Raw genomic sequence first — 17,189 nt, 5'->3', positions numbered from 1 at the left:
GATGAAGAGACGTTGACAGTATTTCGGTGGCAGCGTGAGCGTTCACCGAAATATGTGACGAAATTCCGGGTGATTATTGAGGGGTTTTGCTTACCACATCAGATCATCAGGAATGACAAAATCAGCATACGGATCGTCTTCATCCTTAGCTTCCTGGCTCAGTTCGCAATTAAGCACGATATAGCTTGCATCGCGCTGGGCAATCTTGTCGGCGACGACTGCCGGAATGATGGCGTATTCGCTCTCGCTACCACTTTCAGCCGTCAGACGGGCAATAGCCAGACGGCCCTTGATCAACTGAGACTGAGTCACCTTATCAACATAGACTTTTTTGATCAGATTATTGTCAGTAAAGTTGTAACCAATATCGCCACGGGTAATGGTGATTTTATTCATTTCAATTAGTTGCTTGATCTGCGCTTTATACTCTTTAGACAACGTGGCCTGCTTCTGTTGTTCGCTGAGTTGCTTATCACGCTCGATCTGCGCTTTTTTATTCTCTTCAACCGCTTCTCTGGCTTCACGAGCCTGAACGCGCGATTTTTTCGCCGTTCTCTGCACTTTCGCCATTTTTTTGCTGCTGACCAGACCCGCTTTAAGCATCTGTTCTTGTAGGGTAAGTTTTGTCATTGTCGCTTCTAATCCAAAAAATCATTGTAAGGATTATAACCTTAACGTTCGGTGGGACGCCAGAATGATGGCCGTAGTCACGGCTGTTATCTCGGCTGCTATCACTGTCCTGAGTCTCTCTCCCTTGCTGAATCAGTTGATGATTACCTGATTTTTTTAATAAAAAATAATATGCCGAATAAGTTAATAAGATGGAGCATAGGTTTGCAGATTCACATTAGACAGCGTTTTATTCTGATTGAAGTAATTAAATAGAGTTATCCTGGTAAATATTTAATCTAAAAAACAAACAGTTGCCCATTGCTCAAATTTAAAGAGCCGCTTCTTTACGCCGATAACCATAATGAAAATATGGACAATGGAGGGAAGTGGCATGTGGTGGGTTTATCGAATGCCGATGAAAATGAAGTTAATAATCGCGCTACAACCACTATTACTGGCGTTGTGTTGGTTTGCAGGTTCAGGAATATTGACGCGTATTGAGACAGAACGGCAGATGGAGAATATTGCCCAACTGACAGCGCTCGCACGCAGTGCTGGAAATGTGGTGCATGAACTGCAAAAAGAACGGGGAATGAGTGTCGGATTTCTGGGGGCTGCAGGGACTACGTTCAAAGATGAGTTAAACGCGCAGCGGGCTTTGACCGATCGCGAGATCGAGGTATTCGTGCGCTCGTTGTCCGATACTGCATTACCGGAAGGGGATGTTGCTACCTCTGTCGCTGCGTTTAAGAAAAACATTCTTTCGCTCGCCACCATCCGGGAAAATGTCACGCAGTTGGGGCTTCCGGCCGCAGATGTGGTTAAGTTTTACACCAACGCCATTGCTGATGTGCTGAGTTTTGTCGGCAAGTTGGGGCAGTTGACGGATTCTGGCGAAATGGCAAACGCATTTGCCGCCTACTACAATCTGCTGAATTTGAAAGAACAAGCGGGTATTGAACGGGCACTGTTATCAAATATCTTTTCCTCCGGTCATTTCGCCGACGGACAGTTACATCAGCTCAGTGATGTCGTCAGTAAACAGAACGTCTGGCTGGCACAATCGTTGCGCCTGAGCTCGCCTGAACAGGCGGCCATGTTGAAAAATCGCTTACAATCTGCAGAAGCGTCAAAAGCCCTCTCATTTCGTGAAACCGCGTTTAATCATGTCGAGAACGGTGGATTTGGTGTCGATCCTACTACCTGGTTCAAAGTACAAACCCAGCGTATTGAAGTGATGCGGCAGATAGAAAATGTGACGGCAAATCTTCTGTTGGCGAATGCAGAAAAACTCGCGCAGGATGCACGAAAAAACTGGCAAATATATATGGTCGTCAGCTTGTTAGCGCTACTGGCATCATTGACCTTCGCTGGAGCCATCGCAATCAATATGCATCGCCAATTCAGCGACACGCTGCGCAAGATTGCGGGGATGAATGGCGATCTGACTCAACGTCTGGCGACGCCGGGTAAAGATGAGCTTTCCTCACTTAATCGTGCCTATAACACGATGCTGGAAAGTATTCAGCATATCGTACAGGAGATTAAACAAGGCGCCGTGGTTTTGTCCGATGCCAGCAGCAGTATTACGGTGGGAAATCAGGATTTGGCTCAACGTACAGATGAACAGGCTGCATCAATAGTACAAGCCGTGGCCAGTATGGAGCAGCTATCAACTGCGATTACGCAAACAGCGGATAATGCCCGCGAAGCGGAGCATCTGACAATCAGGCTGGAAAAAGAGGTCCGACAGGCCAGTAACGTTGCCTCTGCGGCGAACCAGAGTATGGGGGATATTCGCGCTTCCAGTGAGAAAATATCGAATATTGTGACCTCAATTGATGATATCTCGTTTCAGACTAACTTACTGGCGCTGAATGCGGCAGTGGAAGCTGCGCGGGCAGGAGAGATGGGCAGGGGGTTTGCGGTTGTGGCCAGTGAAGTGCGGAATCTTTCGCAGCGTTGTGCCAAAGAAGCTAACCAGATCCGCGAGCTGGTTGCGCAGAATATGGTTAAAATTAGTGAGGGCGTTGAGCGGGTCACGGCGTCTGCTACCGCGCTGGAAGCGGCAGCGGACAATACCACCAGTATGAAGCAATATATTGCGGATATCGCGCGTGTGGCGACGGAACAGTCGCAAGGGGTAACCCAGATAAACCTGGCACTGCGGCCGATGGAGCAGGTTACGCAGCAAAATGCGGCGCTGGTTTCTCAGGCCGCGAGCGACAGCCAGCGGCTGGACAATCTGTCAGTCACCATGAAGGGGCTGGTCAATCGTTTTGTTGTCTGACATGACGCCGCTGTACCGATCCGGTAAACGCGCCGGATCGGTCAGTTGTCGTCATCTTAGTGTGATGGTATGAAGCAAATATTGGGTGGGTTAAGCAAAGATTCCTGACATAGCAATCTTGTCGCTGGTAAAGTGAACAACCGATACCGAGATGTGGCCAGAAGGGAATTCCGTGTGACTGAACGTATTGATTATGAGACTGAAAAATACAGCTTTACTGAGGCGACTGAGAGCTCCCGCCTTACCGGCCAGTGGGCTGATGTTATTACTGAATGTCGCGAATTGAAGGCGGGACCGCAAGAGCGTCTGCGTATTGCTTTATTGAATGTGGACTACGTGACCAGTTTTGAGTTGCCTTTCCGCCTGTTATTACTCCGTACCCCGCAACTGATTGCCAGCGTGCGTGAAGAGCTGCAGCTTAGTCAGAAAAACGTCATCTTTAACGGCAAACGCTTTGGTTGTGTTTACAGCCTGAAAGCGAGTCTCGGTGGGATACCGGATGAATTTCAGTACCGCCTGTCGCATCGAATCCGGCGCATTAGTCCTGCAGGTTCAAGCGAAGCGCCGTATCAGCAGATTGCTAAAACAGTAAAAGCACCACGCGAACGTCTGAAGCTGGCACTTGAATCAGGCCTTGATGTCACTGCGCTGGACGGGCTTTTCTGGTTTGGCAGCCAGCGTATTGCCGCTGATGTGTTGAGGCTGAGAAAAGCAGGGATGCGGATAGCTACCAAGCAGACAATGGTGTCCGACAATCTTACTGCAACAGTGAGGAATGTGCCGTTCTACCGCCTGGCCCAGTGATGAACTGGCTGGTAATTGATTGGATTTAAACAGGATGCATTAATTTCAGAGTGTCCCCTGCAGGAATGTGATTAGTGAATTAATAGATTGATTTTTATGAATATATAAATGCTAGAATTAAAATTCTATACACTTAGTTATACACATAAGAAAAAATTAGTGCTTTTTTATGGACTGGGTGTATTTTCCCCAGCCCAGCCCAGCCCAGCCCAGCCCAGCCCAGCCCAGCCCAGCCCAGCCCAGCCCAGCCCAGCCCAGCCCAGCCCAGCCCAGCCCAACCAATGTAGCTTTTTATTTACAAATTGTTACATATATTGTTCATCAAATTTCATCATTATCAGGGATTAACAAGCACTGGCAAAGGTTGTCACTCAGTAATACTCAATAACATTCACCAATATTCACCATTATTCACCATTCAAATTTTTTGAATGAATATGAAAGTGCCAGTCTTTACTGATTAATTCTTCTGTGCAAGTATATATACAGCCAATGGAGACTATTTAAGTCTTAGAATAAATATATATTGTTAAGGATATAGCTATGAGCTTATTGCCTGGACGTGACACACCCAAAAAAAATTATAGACTTCTGAGAATAACAGATGTGATTAATTTGACTGGGTTACCTAAGTCAACAATTTATCTAAAGATAAAGAACAATGAATTTCCAAACCAAGTATCTATTGGTTCTCGTTCTGTTGCATGGGTGGAAAATGAGGTTAATGAATGGATTGAAAAAAACATTAAAAATAGAAATTTTAATTCCTGAAAATAAAATGGTGATAATATGAATGAAATTTTTTTTAAGAAAAGAATTATATCAGTTAAAAATGAACATGCGTCGGTGTTAAATTCTTATAAAGTAAGCCCGTTTAAAGAGACTCATAGCGACACGGCCTGTATTGTGCGTATTATTGAAATATATTCACTGAATAAGCTGCGCGCTAAAGGTGAAAAGCTGTATTCACTTACGGGGTTAACAGTACCTGATACGGAAGCTGTGGCGAATGAGATCAACCTGCTCCTGAGCCGTTATGCCCAGTTGTGTCGTCAGGAAGAGGAAGAGTTATCTTTCCGGCAGCGTGAAGTGACAAATGCGGAGGTTGCATGGAAAAGCACATTCTCAAAAAACGGCGTCAGTAGCATTGCTGAAGCCAAAACGGATAAAACTGGGCATGCTGAACGAGCAGATGCTGAACGATGTTACCATCTGGCTGTTTCCCGACTGAATGAGCAACATAGCCGACTGAGCACAATCAAGCTTTTACCGGGCGTACTGGCCGATGAAGTTAACTACATTGGTAAGGGAGTTGAGAAGCGTTTACTGAACATATTTCCTCAATCCGGCCAGATCCCTGCTGATTTTATTTCTGTGTTTAATGACGGTGACGTTGTCCGTGATATTAAATTTATTACAGATGCACTCAAATCTTTGTCTGATTCTGTGAGTGAAATTATTAGCCGTTGTAGCGTTCCAACTGATCGTTATGTATTAAATAACGGTGGAATGGCAAGAGCTATGGCTTACAGGGAGTACTATCGAGCAGATAATTATGTATTACGTTCAGTCGTAAGTGACCGGGATTATGTTGAGCATGTAATGAAATACAATCGGGTTACTGAGTACAAAAATAAAATCTTTTCTTAAATACTTAAAAAGGTGAAAAACTATGTATGCCTTCAAAACTGAAAGGCCGGACGCAGCACGTCGTTATCATAATAAATTCGTCACTGGCACTAACTATCAGGAAGAATCAAACAGACGCTTTGCATTAAGCGAACCTACTGAAAATATACTGCGTACCTCAATTCTGGAATCCGGGTGGCTTATTAAAAATATCACCCTACGTGATGTTAACGCCGTGTCAGGTAATGCCGTCAATATTGGCGCCAGTGAACTGCATACCGGACGTGTGGATGGTGGCCGTTTCCACAAAAAAATGGCAATCAATGGTACGGAGTTTTTTCTGACAGAGACGGATACCTGCGCCCGGATCAGCTATTCCGATATGTCTCATATTTACCATACCGGCGTGCCGGATGAGTTTGAGAAAACGGTTGAGAGCTTTTTTGCCCAGGCATATGCGCTGGACATGCTGCGGGTCGGTTTCAATGGTGTGTCGATTGCAAATACTACAAACCCGGAAATCAATAAAAAAGGCGAGGATGTCAATATTGGCTGGCATGCACTGGCGAAAGCCTACGGGAACGGGAAGCAAATCATCTCTGAGCCTGTCACGCTGGGAGAGACTGGCACCTGGAAAAATATTGATGCTCTGGCCAACCATCTGATTACTGAGCTTATTGCTGAGCAGTTTCGTGAAGATCCCCGTCTGGTTGTACTGGTTGGGGCAGAGCTGGCAGCACATCAACGCCTGAAGTTATTTAATGCCGCAGACCGCCCGGCTGATGTGAATGCTGCACAGATGGCTACAAGTTCTGTTGCAGGCCGCTTTGCGTTTATTCCCCCGTTTATGCCGGGTAAGCGTCTGGCAGTAACGACGCTGGATAATCTGCATATTTACACTCAGGCGATAACACGTTGGTTTCGTGCTGAGTTTGATGATGAAAACAGTGAATACGTACATTCCTACCTGCGCAATGAAGGCTATGCACTCGGTGAACCTGAACTGTACGCGGCTGTTGATGAGAGCGCCCTGACGTTTACTGATTGACTTCGCGACAGAAAGACCCGCTCAGAGGCGGGTCTCGTTTACAGCATCAGGAAAAATGAAGAACTATTTTTAAGCAGAGGCTTAAGCATGCCAGCGTTAATTAATCCAGGCAATGTTCAGTTTTCGGTTATAAATTTCTTGCCTCACCAGGAATGCGCGGGATATAGTTTAAAGGTTGCCGCAAAATCGGCAGCCGGGCGTAGGAACCCGTGTAATCTAACGGCGACACAACACGCGCCAGGCGTGTTTTTTTGTGTCGTAGCTTTGACTCACCTAAAATTTATGGTGTGGTGGCTGACTGCATGTTTTTATTTTTTACGCCACATCATCAGTATTATGGTAGTCCAGGCGGGGCAGCTTTCGGGCTGGCCGGTATCCGTTAGAGCCGGTATTCCTACCCCCGTCTGGGCTACCACCCATGAGCGTAGGAACTCCGGTGGTAGCGTTACCCGCTATCTAACGGAGGTTGCCATTATGGCTACAGTCCCTGCTTTATCTCACCCTGAATTTACCTTTGTCTTTCTGGCTGTTCGCCGTACAGACCGTGATGCCCGTCCACGTCCTGTGCGTGTAATTGCAGACTGCGAGCATGCTGCACGCCTTAAACTTGCCACTGAATTTATCCTGAGCTTTGCTGCCCGTATCCCTGTGAAAAGTGCCGGGGAGGTGGTTGCATGAAATCCATGAATTTTAAGCAAGGCTGCATATTGAGCGAACTGGGTGAGAGTCGTCTGTTACGGGCGGCACTGGCCAGTGAGTTTCTTGCAGAGGTCCTGTCCGTTCCCACAGTGAATGGAGCTAGAACGGTTTCAGCGGAAGGCGCTGCGGCTTTAGTGGCCTGTATTGCCGAACAACTGGATGGCGTTGTTAAGGAAACCAGCACAATTAAGGGAGTGATGCGCGATGAATAATAATCAAAATTTAAAGGCGCATGCTTTACGAACAGCGGTCTTACGGTACTACATTGCTGATGCATTCATTTCCTTAATGGAGCGTGTTCATAATGAACCTGTTTATATTGAAGATGGCGAAAGAATAGAACTCACCCACGAAAAAGTGGTGAGCAATATTATTTACCATATTGAAATGCCGTGGGTGAATGAGTTTGGGGCTGATGCTGGTTGCATACTGGCCGCAGAGAAACTGGAAAAAATGCTTAAACCAGGCTTTATGTCAGAAAATATTCGCCTGTCAGTTTTTGGTGTCACAGAGATGCGTGAGGTTTACCGGGATATTATTTTCGGTGCACCTGATGGCGAACTACCCGAAGGTTTTGAATTTGTGAAGCCGGAAGGTCAGGAGGTGCTGCTGTGAAAACACAGTCTGTATCCACGATTTCCGGGGCTGCGATTGGGCGCTGGCCTTATATCCTGTCAGCATTAGGTATCAAAGTACCGTCCGCAGGACATCATGGGGCTTGCCCTGCCTGTGGTGGCAAAGATCGCTTTCGACTGGACGATAAAGCGGGGCGTGGGACGTGGTTTTGTAATCAGTGCGGTCATGGCGATGGTCTTGATCTGGTTCGTCTGGTGACAGGAAGAAAGATAAAAGAAGCCGCCGGGATGGTATCTGAGGCGCTTGCATTACCAGAAATACAGGAGAAGCCCGCTTTGCCAGCCAGGAAAAAGGCCGCAGGAAAAGAAGCGGGTGCGGAGCGATATACCAGACTCAGACAGCGGTCCTGCAATGGTGAGCCGGTCTATCTGACAAACAAGAGCTTACACGGGTATTCACTTCCCTTGCTGTCACAGCCTTTGAATCTGGCCGGAATAACATTTTCCTCCGGTTCATTACTGCTGCCGTTGACGGATATCTCCGGGAATATTACCGGTGGTCAGCTTATCAATCCTGACGGGGATAAAAGTCTGCTGCCAGGTAGCCAGCTGTCTGGCGCATTCATTGCCCTGACCGATATACCCGCTGAAACACCTGAACAGGTGATTATCACTGAGGGTTTTGCCACGGCGCTTACCGTCAGTCTGCTGACTGAAGGATGGATCGTGGCGGCTGTCGCTGCCACCAATTTACTGAAGGTGACGGAGCAGATCCGAAAACGCTGGCCGGAAACCCGGATCATTCTGGCCGGAGATAATGATCTGGCTGACGGAAAAGAAAACACCGGGCGTATTCAGGCAGAGAAAGCCGCCAAAGCGGTGGATGGCTGGGTAACGCTCCCTCCGGTACGCCATAAGGCTGACTGGGATGACTATCGGCAGGAAGTGGGGAAAGAACGGGCGAGAGATGCCTTTCGGGAAGAAATGACGCTGCATGGCAAAGGGCAGACCCGTTTACCAGAAGGGTTCCGGCTGACAAAAGAATATTTGTGGTACGACAAGCTGGTTAATAAGTCTGATGGTGATACGGAGATACGCAATATCAAAATTTGCAGCCCGTTGCGGGTGACGGCAATCACCAGTGATGCTGATGGGAGTAATTACGGGCGTTTGCTGGAATGGGAAGATACCAACGGAAACAGCCGTAAATGGGCAATGCCGATGGAGATGCTGGGTGGCAGCGGGGAAGAACTGCGCCGCGTTCTGCTGGTTAACGGGCTTTCTTACATCAACATTAACGGTATGGCCAGAGCATTCCTGATGGAATATATCTCGCTGTGTAAACCGGACAGAAAAGTTACCTGTGTAAATAAAACGGGCTGGCACGGCGGGGTTTACGTTCTCCAGGATGAAGTGATAGGGCGCGAAGCCCAGTCAGTCATCTTACAAACGTCGAGTGTGCAGGGGCGTGATTTTCGTGTCAGCGGCACATCAGAGGACTGGCGTGAAAATATAGGCCGTTACTGCATAAATAATGCCCGTCTTGCCTTTGCGGTGAGTCTGGCATTTGCTGCCCCCCTTCTGAAACTGGTTGGTATCGGCGGTGGAGGTTATCACCTGAAAGGGGAATCAACAGACGGTAAAACCACGACGATGAAAGTGGCTGCATCGGTATGTGGTGGAACAGATTTCTGGCATACGTGGCGGGCGACGGGGAATGCATTAGAAGGAACGGCGAGCCGCCGCAATGATGCCACACTGATGCTGGATGAAATCCGGGAGGTTGACGGCAGGGAGGCGGGGAATATCGCTTATATGCTGGCTAACGGGCAGGGCAAAGCCAGAGCCAGAACAGATGGTTCGGTAAGGGAAACCAACCGCTGGAATCTGTTGTTTCTGTCCACCGGGGAACTGTCACTGGTGGAACATGCGGCAAGCGCCGGGGAACGTACGTATGCCGGAGTTGAGGTCAGAATGATCCAAATCCCAAGTGATTCAGGCAAATATGGCGTGTTTGAAGAACTACATGGTTTCAGTAGCGGGAAAACCCTGGCTGAGCATCTTGAGCAGCACGTAGCGCATTATCATGGTGCACCATTCCGCGACTGGCTGCATTGCCTGACCGCTGATCTGCCGGAACTGACCAGCCAGGCGAAAGCCTTATTGAAAGAGTACACCCGGAGGCTGACGCCGGAAAATGCCGGGAATCAGGTTGGCCGGGCTGTTACCCGTTTTGCTCTGGTTGCTATGGCCGGGGAGCTGGCCACAAAAGCGGGCATCACAGGATGGCCGGAGGGAGAGGCCTTTCGTGCCGCTCAAAGTTGTCTGGCTGCATGGATGGCTGATCGGGGCCATACAGCTAATCAGGAAGATAAAGCGGCGCTTGAACAGGTACGGGACTTCATGACGCGTAATCAGTTCAGTCGGTTTGCTGACTGGAATGACGACAGGAACCGGCCTGTTTCAATGATGGGATTCAGAAAAGTCGATAAAGGAGATAACGTGACAGAGCCGGTTGTGACGTTCTACGTTCTCCCGTCAGGCTGGAAGGAGATCTGTAAGGGATTTGATTCGCGTAAGGTGGCCAGGTTGTGTGTGGACGCGGGCTGGCTGAAACCCGGTGAAGATGGCCGGACGCAAAACAGCATTCGCCTGCCAGAAATAGGGCTTAAACGTGTGTACCAGTTCAATACACAGGTACTGGGAAGCGCCGAACCTGAGTAATTATCGCGTGAGTCTTATTTTTATGAGGTAACACTGGTAACAGAGGTAACACCCGCTACTGATACGGTTCTTCAGTGTTACCAGTCAAAAATACTGACTGGTAACAGAGGTAACAAAAAATGGTGTGTTACCACGCGTTACCTCTTGATTTTGCTAACTGGTAACAGATTAAATCCTTTTAAATCAATAGCGTTACACGTGTTACCAGTGTTACACGTTCAGAACAAGAGGTAGGGATCCAAATCCCTTCTTCTGGCGGGCAACAGTATAGGGCACAGAACGATGAAGATGATGAGAATGTACTGCCCCACATGTCAGGCAGTAGCGCGGATAGGTAAAACAAACAGGAAACACCCACAACTGTACGATGTGTACTGCTATTGCTCTAATGTGGAGTGCGGTCATTCGTTTGTGATGAATGTTGCTTTCTCCCATTCCGTTAGTCCAAGCGCGCTGAACGGGCAGGGGAGGGTTAAAGAGCTAATTGATGCCATTCCACCCGAGGAACGGGAAAAGGCTTTAAAGTTGCTGCTGGCTGCGCAAAAAAATGGGTAAAGTATGCGTCGGGAATGGCCGATCCGTTCCCGAAACCTGAACACAGGATTTCAGTTAATAAGGATATAAAGTTATTATTTTTCATATGGTTATGTTTTTCGTGTTTCACGAGTCTTCATAAAATCACACACCTAAAATAAATTATCCATTTAATATCATAGTGTTGCGTATTCAGACCGCAGACACGACGGACAGTAAAACTGAAAAAAGCTGAATTTCTTTTCATTCTTTTCAGTTCCTGTCTCGCAGAGCATCCCCAGAACGGGCGCGGCCTGGCGATATCGTTTGTAAAAAATCACAACTGAAAAATTTTAGTGATATGAAAACCGCAGGCGGGTGCGGTGTAGTGCGATTTTGGTGAGGTAGAAACTTTCTTGTTGAACAAAAAATTGGTAATACAATACCATAGCAGGGCAGTACTAGGCTTAATGTACATGATAGGATCATTATATGTATTTATATAAATATAGGGAAATGAATGCACGGAACCTTTTATCGTTACGTAAACGCGAAATTTGGTATTCTGTGGGGCGGAATTTTAATGATCCATTTGACTGTACGTTGAACGTACCAGTAAACCTTATGTCTGGTTCATCAATGCTTTCATTTATTCATAAAAATACCAGTGCAAAAACACTTCTCGATGCAAAATTAATAACAACAGAACAAATTGAGCGCACTGCTTTGAATTATATTGTTCAGGCTCAACAGTTAGTTAATAGTGGGCGCATATATGAACATCCTTTATCACCAATAATTGATATTTTATTTGCCTCTTTACAAAGAAGTTTTGTATGTTGTTTTTCAAAAAATGCAACAAATCATCTGTTATGGTCTCATTACGCTGATTCTCATAGAGGTTATTGTTTGCGATATAAAAAAGAAATTTTATTGCATGATATAAAGCCTCATTTATATGGGGATGTAGTATATGATGATACATCAATAGATCTTATTTCTGCTGTTGACGATTTTGCAAATATATCGCGGGATATTATTTTTAGGAAATCTTCATGTTGGGCTTATGAAGATGAGGTGAGATTGATCCATAATGATATCGCTGAAAATGAAGCTAGTGTCAGCAAGGTTGAGGTGCATACTGAAGAAGCTCTTGATTGTGTAATACTAGGTTATAGTTTTGATATGTCAAAGCTAGATGAGTTGAAAGCCCAGTTTTCAAACAATGAAATTAAATTTAAAAAAATAGTACGAAGTTCTAACAGTTACAAGTTATTTGTTTCTACGGAGTGTTATTAATATATGAAAACACCTCAAATATTAAAAATAAACAGATCTAGGTTCACTCAGAGGATTATTGACTTTGCATTCAAATATCCTAAATTAGTCCCTGGGTATCTCCAATTTTATGCGCAAGAACATCATTCGGCTAGTGAGTGGATGAAAAATAAAAAGGAAGAAAAACCCCAGTATTCATCCATATCTCTGTTCGAGGGGGATTTGCATTGGAAGGCCATTTCTTATTCAATGCTAATTAATGATGATGAATTAAAAAACTTGAAGAAATGGGCTGAAAAAAAATCAATGTTTGTAGATGGAGTAAGAAATAGGAATATTGAATCAAGAACATTCGATAATAATTCAGGTTGGATGAATATAGGTTATATAAGAATAAATCACGATGGTTACACGGACGGGTTTAATCCATTTTACATTAAGGACGAATATTTTAATGGTGTTAGTATTTCTCTTACTAAATATTCTGCGGGGCTGTCCTTTCTCACATTTTACATAATGCTTAAGGAGGGAGTTTCGGGAGAGGTTAAGCATGTTAATGTGCCTGTGATGAATGACTTTTTAGAGCTTGATACCTTCAATATATTTTCTAAAAAGAATGTAGGGTTAAAGTTAAAAAATTATCACGAATATTCCAAGAATATTTTGATGGATAAGATGGTTTGTATCGAAAATTCATCGAGGAAATTTATCTATGCAGTGCTAAAAGAAATAAAAATTAATAAGCAGGAGGACGAAGTATGCTGTGTAAGTGATTTCTACCTCAATCAGGAATCCCCATATTTTGATCGTGATGCAAAAAGTGATAATGAAAATCTAAATATCTACATTAGAAAGCAGATGGTTTTTTGGGAGTCAAAAATTTCTACTAATAGGCAAGAGTCATTTATAAATGAACATTTTCATAGTATAAAAGGTTTTGATTGGTTCTATTTGTATTGTTTTCCGGAAGGGAAAATGAATCAATATAATAATTTTAAAAAAGATATTATCTATAATACAGAGTCACATTTGGCAATCATTCCCCTTTTCCTTATAAGAAAGAAAATTGATTATCTTAGTAAGTATATAAATGATACTAAACTGCATAAAGCTAACCTTTCGCTGGAGGTGCTTCATGAAAGGTTGTTCTTAGTTTCTTATCAACTTGAAATAATACTTCTGTGGCTAAAATCATTAAAGAGTGATATGGATTTCAATTTAACAAAGGAATACTTGGAAAACGCTAGTTTTCAGATTGAAAATCTAACCGATAGATCGGAAAAATTAAAAGGGATTACAGGTGCAATATATTCCTTGTCAGAGAATAGAATACAAGTTAACAACGTTAAATATAATAAGAGGTTATCTTGGGTTGTATTATTTTTTGCTCTTGTTCAGATAGTTCTAGCTGCAATGGCGATTGATCCATCAAAGAAGGAGGCATGGTATTATCCATTGATTTTATGGATTAAACATCATATAAGTTAATCTTCTGATGAGCCTGAAAAATTATATATAAAATTGCCATACCATTGCATCATTGTTTTTCGATGGCTTAAATAAAGCGCATGATTGTAAGTACCTCGGATAGAGTTCTTGTCAACATGCGCAAGCTGCATTTCAATCCATGCGCTTTCGAAACCATGCTCATGCAAAATAGTGCTCATAGTATGCCTGAAACCATGGCCTGTTAAGCGGCCATGATAGCCAAGGAGCTTTATTACTTTATTGATGCTGGCTTCACTCATCGGCTTCCTGACATCATTGCGGCCAGGGAAAACAAGGCTGTAATTTCCAGTAATTACTTGCAGCTGCCTCAGAATGCTGAGCGCCTGAGTAGATATAGGAACCAGATGAGGACGGCGTTTCTTCATTCGCTCTTTGGGGATCTCCCATAAGGCATTTTCTAAGTCAAACTCCACCCATTCTGCAGCTCGTAGTTCGATTGTGCGCACCCCTGTGAGCATCAGTAGCTGTGTTGCATATTTGGTTACTAAACTGCCTTGATAGTTTTCCAAGGTGCTTACAAAAGCAGGTAGCTCACTTTCACTGAGGAAAGGGAAATGCTGTTTTTTCGGTTTGTTGAGTGCGATCGCCAAATCAGGGGCAAAGTTATACTTTGCTCGCCCGGTAGCGACTGCATATCTTAGAACTTCACCGCAGCGGCGACGTATTTTGCTGGTTTGCTCAAGCGCACCTCTTTTTTCGATCTTTTGCAGAACGGCGAGCAGCTCCAAAGGTTCGATTTGTTCGATTGGACGTTGGCCGATGAACGGGAAAATATCTTTTTCCATGCAGTTAAGAACTTCATTTGCATAGCCCTCAGACCAAGTTGCCGTTTTGGATGCGTGCCATTCCCTCGCTACAGATTCAAAGCTGTTTGCATGAGCAAACTGTAACGCAATTTTTTCTGCCTTTCTGGCTTCACTGGGGTTGACCCCTTTGGCCAACATCGAACGAGCTTCGTCACGTTTAGCACGCGCCTGCGCAAGCGATACATCACCGTACACGCCAAAGGAAATCATCTTCGGCTTGCCTGCAAAGCGGTAGCGATAACGCCAGCCTTTGGTGCCTGATGTATCGATAAGAAGTGACAACCCCATGCCATCGTTCAACGTATAGGGCTTATCCTTTGGTTTTGCTCGTTTTATTTGGATGTCAGATAGCAGCATGTGTATAGAAAAAAGATCGAACTCAGTTATACACAATCTTATACGCAAAGATGTATAGATTCTATTAGAAATAATGGCACTTTACTGGACGAACAAGATTAGTGATTAGGATTTAAATCAGTGAGTTATGGAAGTTATTAGACTTGCTGAGATGTAGCTATGGTGTCCCCTGCAGGAATCGAACCTGCAACTAGCCCTTAGGAGGGGCTCGTTATATCCATTTAACTAAGGGGACGAAGCGGCACGAGTATAGCGTTTTTTACTCACAACGGTAAGTCTCAGGCCGCCCGACTGCTCAAACAGTCACCATTCAGGCCTGTTTTTTCTGGTTTTTCTGCGTTTGCTCATCACGCTTTGCTTGTAACCGGGCTTCTTCCTTGCGTTTGTTGCTCATATCATTGCGGATCTGCGCATGGCTCATCAGCGCGAAAATAAACGTTCCGCCACAGATATTCCCGGCGAGCGTTGGTAGCGCAAAGGGCCAGAAAAAATCACTCCAGTGTAGCGTGCCATTAAAGACCAGATAGAGAATTTCCACCGAGCCAACGACGATATGCGTGGTATCGCCTAACGCAATCAGCCAGGTCATCAGAATAATGACCACAATTTTTGCCGCCCCGGCGGCGGGGAACATCCACACCATCGTGGCAATTAACCAGCCAGAAATGATGGCGTTGGAAAACATCTCCACAGGAGAGTTTTTCATCACATCCATGCCAATTTTGACGAAAGCATCGCGGGTCTCTTCATCAAAAATCGGCATATGTTCAAACGCCCATGCTGCAACCCCGGTGCCAATAATATTACCCAGTAGTACCACGCTCCACAGGCGCATCAACAGGCCAAAATTGCCGAGGGTAGGGTTTTGCATCACCGGCAGTACGGCGGTGACGGTATTTTCGGTAAAGAGTTGTTGGCGGGCCATAATGACAATAATAAAGCCGAAGGTATAACCGAGGTTCTCGAGTAAAAATCCCCCTGGCACACCTTCCAGCTGTACGTGAAAAATCCCTTTAGCCAGTAGCGAGGCGCCCATCGACAGTCCTGCTGCGATGGCTGACCACAGCAGGGCCATTGCGTCGCGCTCCATCTCTTTCTCCCCATCCTGGCGAATATGTTCATGGATCGCCATGGCGCGGGAGGGGAGTCTGTCCTCATCAAGCTCTATCTTTTTCCCTGTTAGTTTTTCATCGCTTTCCACTTCGAGTTCGTCGCTGTGTCGATCAATCTTATCTTTCTTGATGTCATTCATGGCCGAATCCTGAATAAGCACGTATTGCTAAAGCGTAGCGGCTTTTCTCTGAAAATCAGCGGGAGAAAGTCTGAGATAGCAAAAATAGTAACGTTTGTTTTTATCGGGTTAGTTAGAATAGAACCGCCGCGGAGTGCGTATTACCAGGCTATGATCAAATCAGTAAGACAGGGTATATAGACATCATTTGACGTGCTGTTACAATCGCTCACATCTAAACAGGCGGATACGTCATCGTTCCGTCATGGATGGCAATCAGCGATAGCCATAAAACACAGGGAGATACTTATGAAGCTTCGCCTGTCGGCGCTTGCGCTGGGAACCACACTTTTGGTGGGGTGTGCGAGCTCCGGTACTGAACAGCAGGGGCGTTCGGACCCATTTGAAGGGTTCAACCGTACCATGTACAACTTCAACTTTAACGTGTTGGATCCCTATGTTGTTCGACCGGTAGCAGTGGCCTGGCGTGATTATGTTCCGCAGCCGGCGCGTAATGGTTTAAGCAACTTTACGGGGAACCTTGAAGAACCGGCTGTCATGGTCAACTATTTCCTGCAAGGCGATCCTTATCAGGGGATGGTGCACTTTACCCGTTTTTTCCTGAATACCCTGTTAGGTATGGGCGGCTTTATCGATGTGGCAGGTATGGCTAATCCGAAGTTGCAGCGCGTTGAACCACACCGCTTTGGCAGTACGTTAGGCCACTATGACGTGGGTTACGGGCCGTATATGCAGCTTCCGTTCTACGGTAGTTTCACACTGCGTGATGACGGCGGCGATATGGTCGATACCCTGTATCCGGTACTATCCTGGCTGACCTGGCCGTTGTCGATAGGCAAATGGACGGTTGAAGGGATTGAAACTCGCGCGCAATTGCTCGATTCTGACGGTCTGCTGCGTCAGTCTTCCGATCCTTACATTATGGTGCGTGAAGCTTACTTCCAGCGTCATGACTTTATTGCGAACGGTGGGAAACTCAAACCAGAAGAAAACCCGAACGCGAAAGACATTCAGGACGATTTAAAAGAGATCGATTCTGAGTAGGGAATTGGGCAAATAAAAAGGTGAGCTAAAAAGCTCACCTTTTTTACGT

At 45.5% G+C, this 17,189-nt stretch carries 16 protein-coding genes and 1 tRNA gene; 13 read left to right on the top strand and 4 right to left on the bottom strand.

Features of this window, described 5'->3' with window-relative positions:
* Positions 1-90: 90 nt before the first annotated feature.
* On the bottom strand, positions 91-630 hold the full coding sequence (locus SK34_RS04515; RefSeq protein ID WP_003839289.1) for a DUF2058 domain-containing protein: 540 nt from the start codon (positions 628-630) through the stop codon (positions 91-93).
* A gap of 373 nt (positions 631-1,003) precedes the next feature.
* On the opposite strand from SK34_RS04515, the gene SK34_RS04510 reads away from it, so the two are divergent.
* From SK34_RS04510 to SK34_RS04460, 12 genes are all read left to right on the top strand, one after another.
* Entirely contained in the window at positions 1,004-2,902 is a 1,899-nt protein-coding gene (locus SK34_RS04510; protein WP_048232467.1) for a methyl-accepting chemotaxis protein, read from the top strand.
* A gap of 174 nt (positions 2,903-3,076) precedes the next feature.
* Complete coding sequence (locus SK34_RS04505; RefSeq protein WP_003028217.1) at positions 3,077-3,706, top strand: ECs1377 family protein; 630 nt, start codon at positions 3,077-3,079, stop codon at positions 3,704-3,706.
* 543 nt (positions 3,707-4,249) lie between these two features.
* Positions 4,250-4,477, top strand: a complete 228-nt coding sequence (locus SK34_RS23425; RefSeq protein WP_075262632.1) for a helix-turn-helix transcriptional regulator — start codon at positions 4,250-4,252, stop codon at positions 4,475-4,477.
* 18 nt (positions 4,478-4,495) lie between these two features.
* Positions 4,496-5,356 carry a hypothetical protein gene (locus SK34_RS04500; protein WP_048232466.1) on the top strand — a complete coding sequence of 287 codons (861 nt, stop codon included), beginning with the start codon at positions 4,496-4,498 and terminating at the stop codon, positions 5,354-5,356.
* Positions 5,357-5,378: 22 nt separating this feature from the next.
* Entirely contained in the window at positions 5,379-6,383 is a 1,005-nt protein-coding gene (locus SK34_RS04495; protein WP_048232465.1) for a P2 family phage major capsid protein, read from the top strand.
* A gap of 87 nt (positions 6,384-6,470) precedes the next feature.
* Complete coding sequence (locus SK34_RS04490) at positions 6,471-7,061, top strand: host cell division inhibitor Icd-like protein (protein WP_001111089.1); 591 nt, start codon at positions 6,471-6,473, stop codon at positions 7,059-7,061.
* Entirely contained in the window at positions 7,058-7,294 is a 237-nt protein-coding gene (locus SK34_RS04485; protein WP_003838756.1) for a hypothetical protein, read from the top strand. Before SK34_RS04490 ends, SK34_RS04485 begins: the two co-directional genes overlap by 4 nt.
* Positions 7,287-7,697 carry a hypothetical protein gene (locus SK34_RS04480; RefSeq protein WP_001063903.1) on the top strand — a complete coding sequence of 137 codons (411 nt, stop codon included), beginning with the start codon at positions 7,287-7,289 and terminating at the stop codon, positions 7,695-7,697. The genes SK34_RS04485 and SK34_RS04480 overlap by 8 nt, the downstream gene beginning before the upstream one ends.
* Entirely contained in the window at positions 7,694-10,381 is a 2,688-nt protein-coding gene (locus SK34_RS04475) for a DUF927 domain-containing protein (protein WP_048232464.1), read from the top strand. Before SK34_RS04480 ends, SK34_RS04475 begins: the two co-directional genes overlap by 4 nt.
* 282 nt (positions 10,382-10,663) lie before the next feature.
* Positions 10,664-10,936 carry an Ogr/Delta-like zinc finger protein gene (locus SK34_RS04470; protein WP_000783295.1) on the top strand — a complete coding sequence of 91 codons (273 nt, stop codon included), beginning with the start codon at positions 10,664-10,666 and terminating at the stop codon, positions 10,934-10,936.
* Between the two features lie 582 nt (positions 10,937-11,518).
* Positions 11,519-12,193 (top strand): DUF2971 domain-containing protein, encoded by a 675-nt coding sequence (locus SK34_RS23415; RefSeq protein ID WP_197081263.1) that lies wholly within the window; start codon positions 11,519-11,521, stop codon positions 12,191-12,193.
* A gap of 3 nt (positions 12,194-12,196) precedes the next feature.
* Positions 12,197-13,660: a hypothetical protein gene (locus tag SK34_RS04460; protein ID WP_048232462.1), complete on the top strand. Its 1,464-nt coding sequence runs from the start codon at positions 12,197-12,199 to the stop codon at positions 13,658-13,660.
* Here SK34_RS04460 and SK34_RS04455 read toward each other — a convergent pair.
* The 3 genes from SK34_RS04455 to SK34_RS04445 form a co-directional block, all read right to left on the bottom strand.
* A complete protein-coding gene (locus SK34_RS04455) occupies positions 13,657-14,844 on the bottom strand; it encodes a tyrosine-type recombinase/integrase (RefSeq protein WP_048232460.1) in 1,188 nt (395 codons plus the stop codon). The two genes, SK34_RS04460 and SK34_RS04455, sit on opposite strands and share 4 nt — an antisense overlap.
* Positions 14,845-15,004: 160 nt before the next feature.
* Positions 15,005-15,079 (bottom strand) — tRNA-Arg (locus tag SK34_RS04450).
* A 75-nt stretch (positions 15,080-15,154) separates the two neighbouring features.
* On the bottom strand, positions 15,155-16,096 hold the full coding sequence (locus SK34_RS04445; RefSeq protein WP_003839292.1) for a formate/nitrite transporter family protein: 942 nt from the start codon (positions 16,094-16,096) through the stop codon (positions 15,155-15,157).
* 288 nt (positions 16,097-16,384) lie between these two features.
* Here SK34_RS04445 and mlaA point away from each other — a divergent pair, with 288 nt between their 5' ends.
* Positions 16,385-17,140, top strand: coding sequence for a phospholipid-binding lipoprotein MlaA (mlaA, locus tag SK34_RS04440; protein WP_003028190.1), 756 nt, complete (start codon positions 16,385-16,387; stop codon positions 17,138-17,140).
* The last annotated feature ends 49 nt before the right edge of the window (positions 17,141-17,189 follow it).

Source organism: Citrobacter sp. MGH104 (genome assembly GCF_001034485.1).
Lineage (GTDB): Bacteria > Pseudomonadota > Gammaproteobacteria > Enterobacterales > Enterobacteriaceae > Citrobacter > Citrobacter freundii.
The sequence above is the reverse complement of the archived record's forward strand: the minus strand, read 5'-3'. Positions and strand labels throughout refer to the sequence as shown.

Bases quoted from the DNA above. Each gene is read 5' to 3' on its own strand.
- SK34_RS04490 (WP_001111089.1), top strand. From the start codon at position 6,471: ATGCCAGCGTTAATTAATCCAGGCAATGTTCAGTTTTCGGTTATAAAT.
- SK34_RS23415 (WP_197081263.1), top strand. From the start codon at position 11,519: ATGTCTGGTTCATCAATGCTTTCATTTATTCATAAAAATACCAGTGCA.
- SK34_RS04455 (WP_048232460.1), bottom strand. From the start codon at position 14,844: ATGCTGCTATCTGACATCCAAATAAAACGAGCAAAACCAAAGGATAAG.
- mlaA (WP_003028190.1), top strand. From the start codon at position 16,385: ATGAAGCTTCGCCTGTCGGCGCTTGCGCTGGGAACCACACTTTTGGTG.
- SK34_RS04485 (WP_003838756.1), top strand. From the start codon at position 7,058: ATGAAATCCATGAATTTTAAGCAAGGCTGCATATTGAGCGAACTGGGT.
- SK34_RS04480 (WP_001063903.1), top strand. From the start codon at position 7,287: ATGAATAATAATCAAAATTTAAAGGCGCATGCTTTACGAACAGCGGTC.
- SK34_RS04500 (WP_048232466.1), top strand. From the start codon at position 4,496: ATGAATGAAATTTTTTTTAAGAAAAGAATTATATCAGTTAAAAATGAA.
- SK34_RS04515 (WP_003839289.1), bottom strand. From the start codon at position 630: ATGACAAAACTTACCCTACAAGAACAGATGCTTAAAGCGGGTCTGGTC.
- SK34_RS04460 (WP_048232462.1), top strand. From the start codon at position 12,197: ATGAAAACACCTCAAATATTAAAAATAAACAGATCTAGGTTCACTCAG.
- SK34_RS04470 (WP_000783295.1), top strand. From the start codon at position 10,664: ATGAAGATGATGAGAATGTACTGCCCCACATGTCAGGCAGTAGCGCGG.
- SK34_RS23425 (WP_075262632.1), top strand. From the start codon at position 4,250: ATGAGCTTATTGCCTGGACGTGACACACCCAAAAAAAATTATAGACTT.
- SK34_RS04445 (WP_003839292.1), bottom strand. From the start codon at position 16,096: ATGAATGACATCAAGAAAGATAAGATTGATCGACACAGCGACGAACTC.
- SK34_RS04495 (WP_048232465.1), top strand. From the start codon at position 5,379: ATGTATGCCTTCAAAACTGAAAGGCCGGACGCAGCACGTCGTTATCAT.
- SK34_RS04510 (WP_048232467.1), top strand. From the start codon at position 1,004: ATGTGGTGGGTTTATCGAATGCCGATGAAAATGAAGTTAATAATCGCG.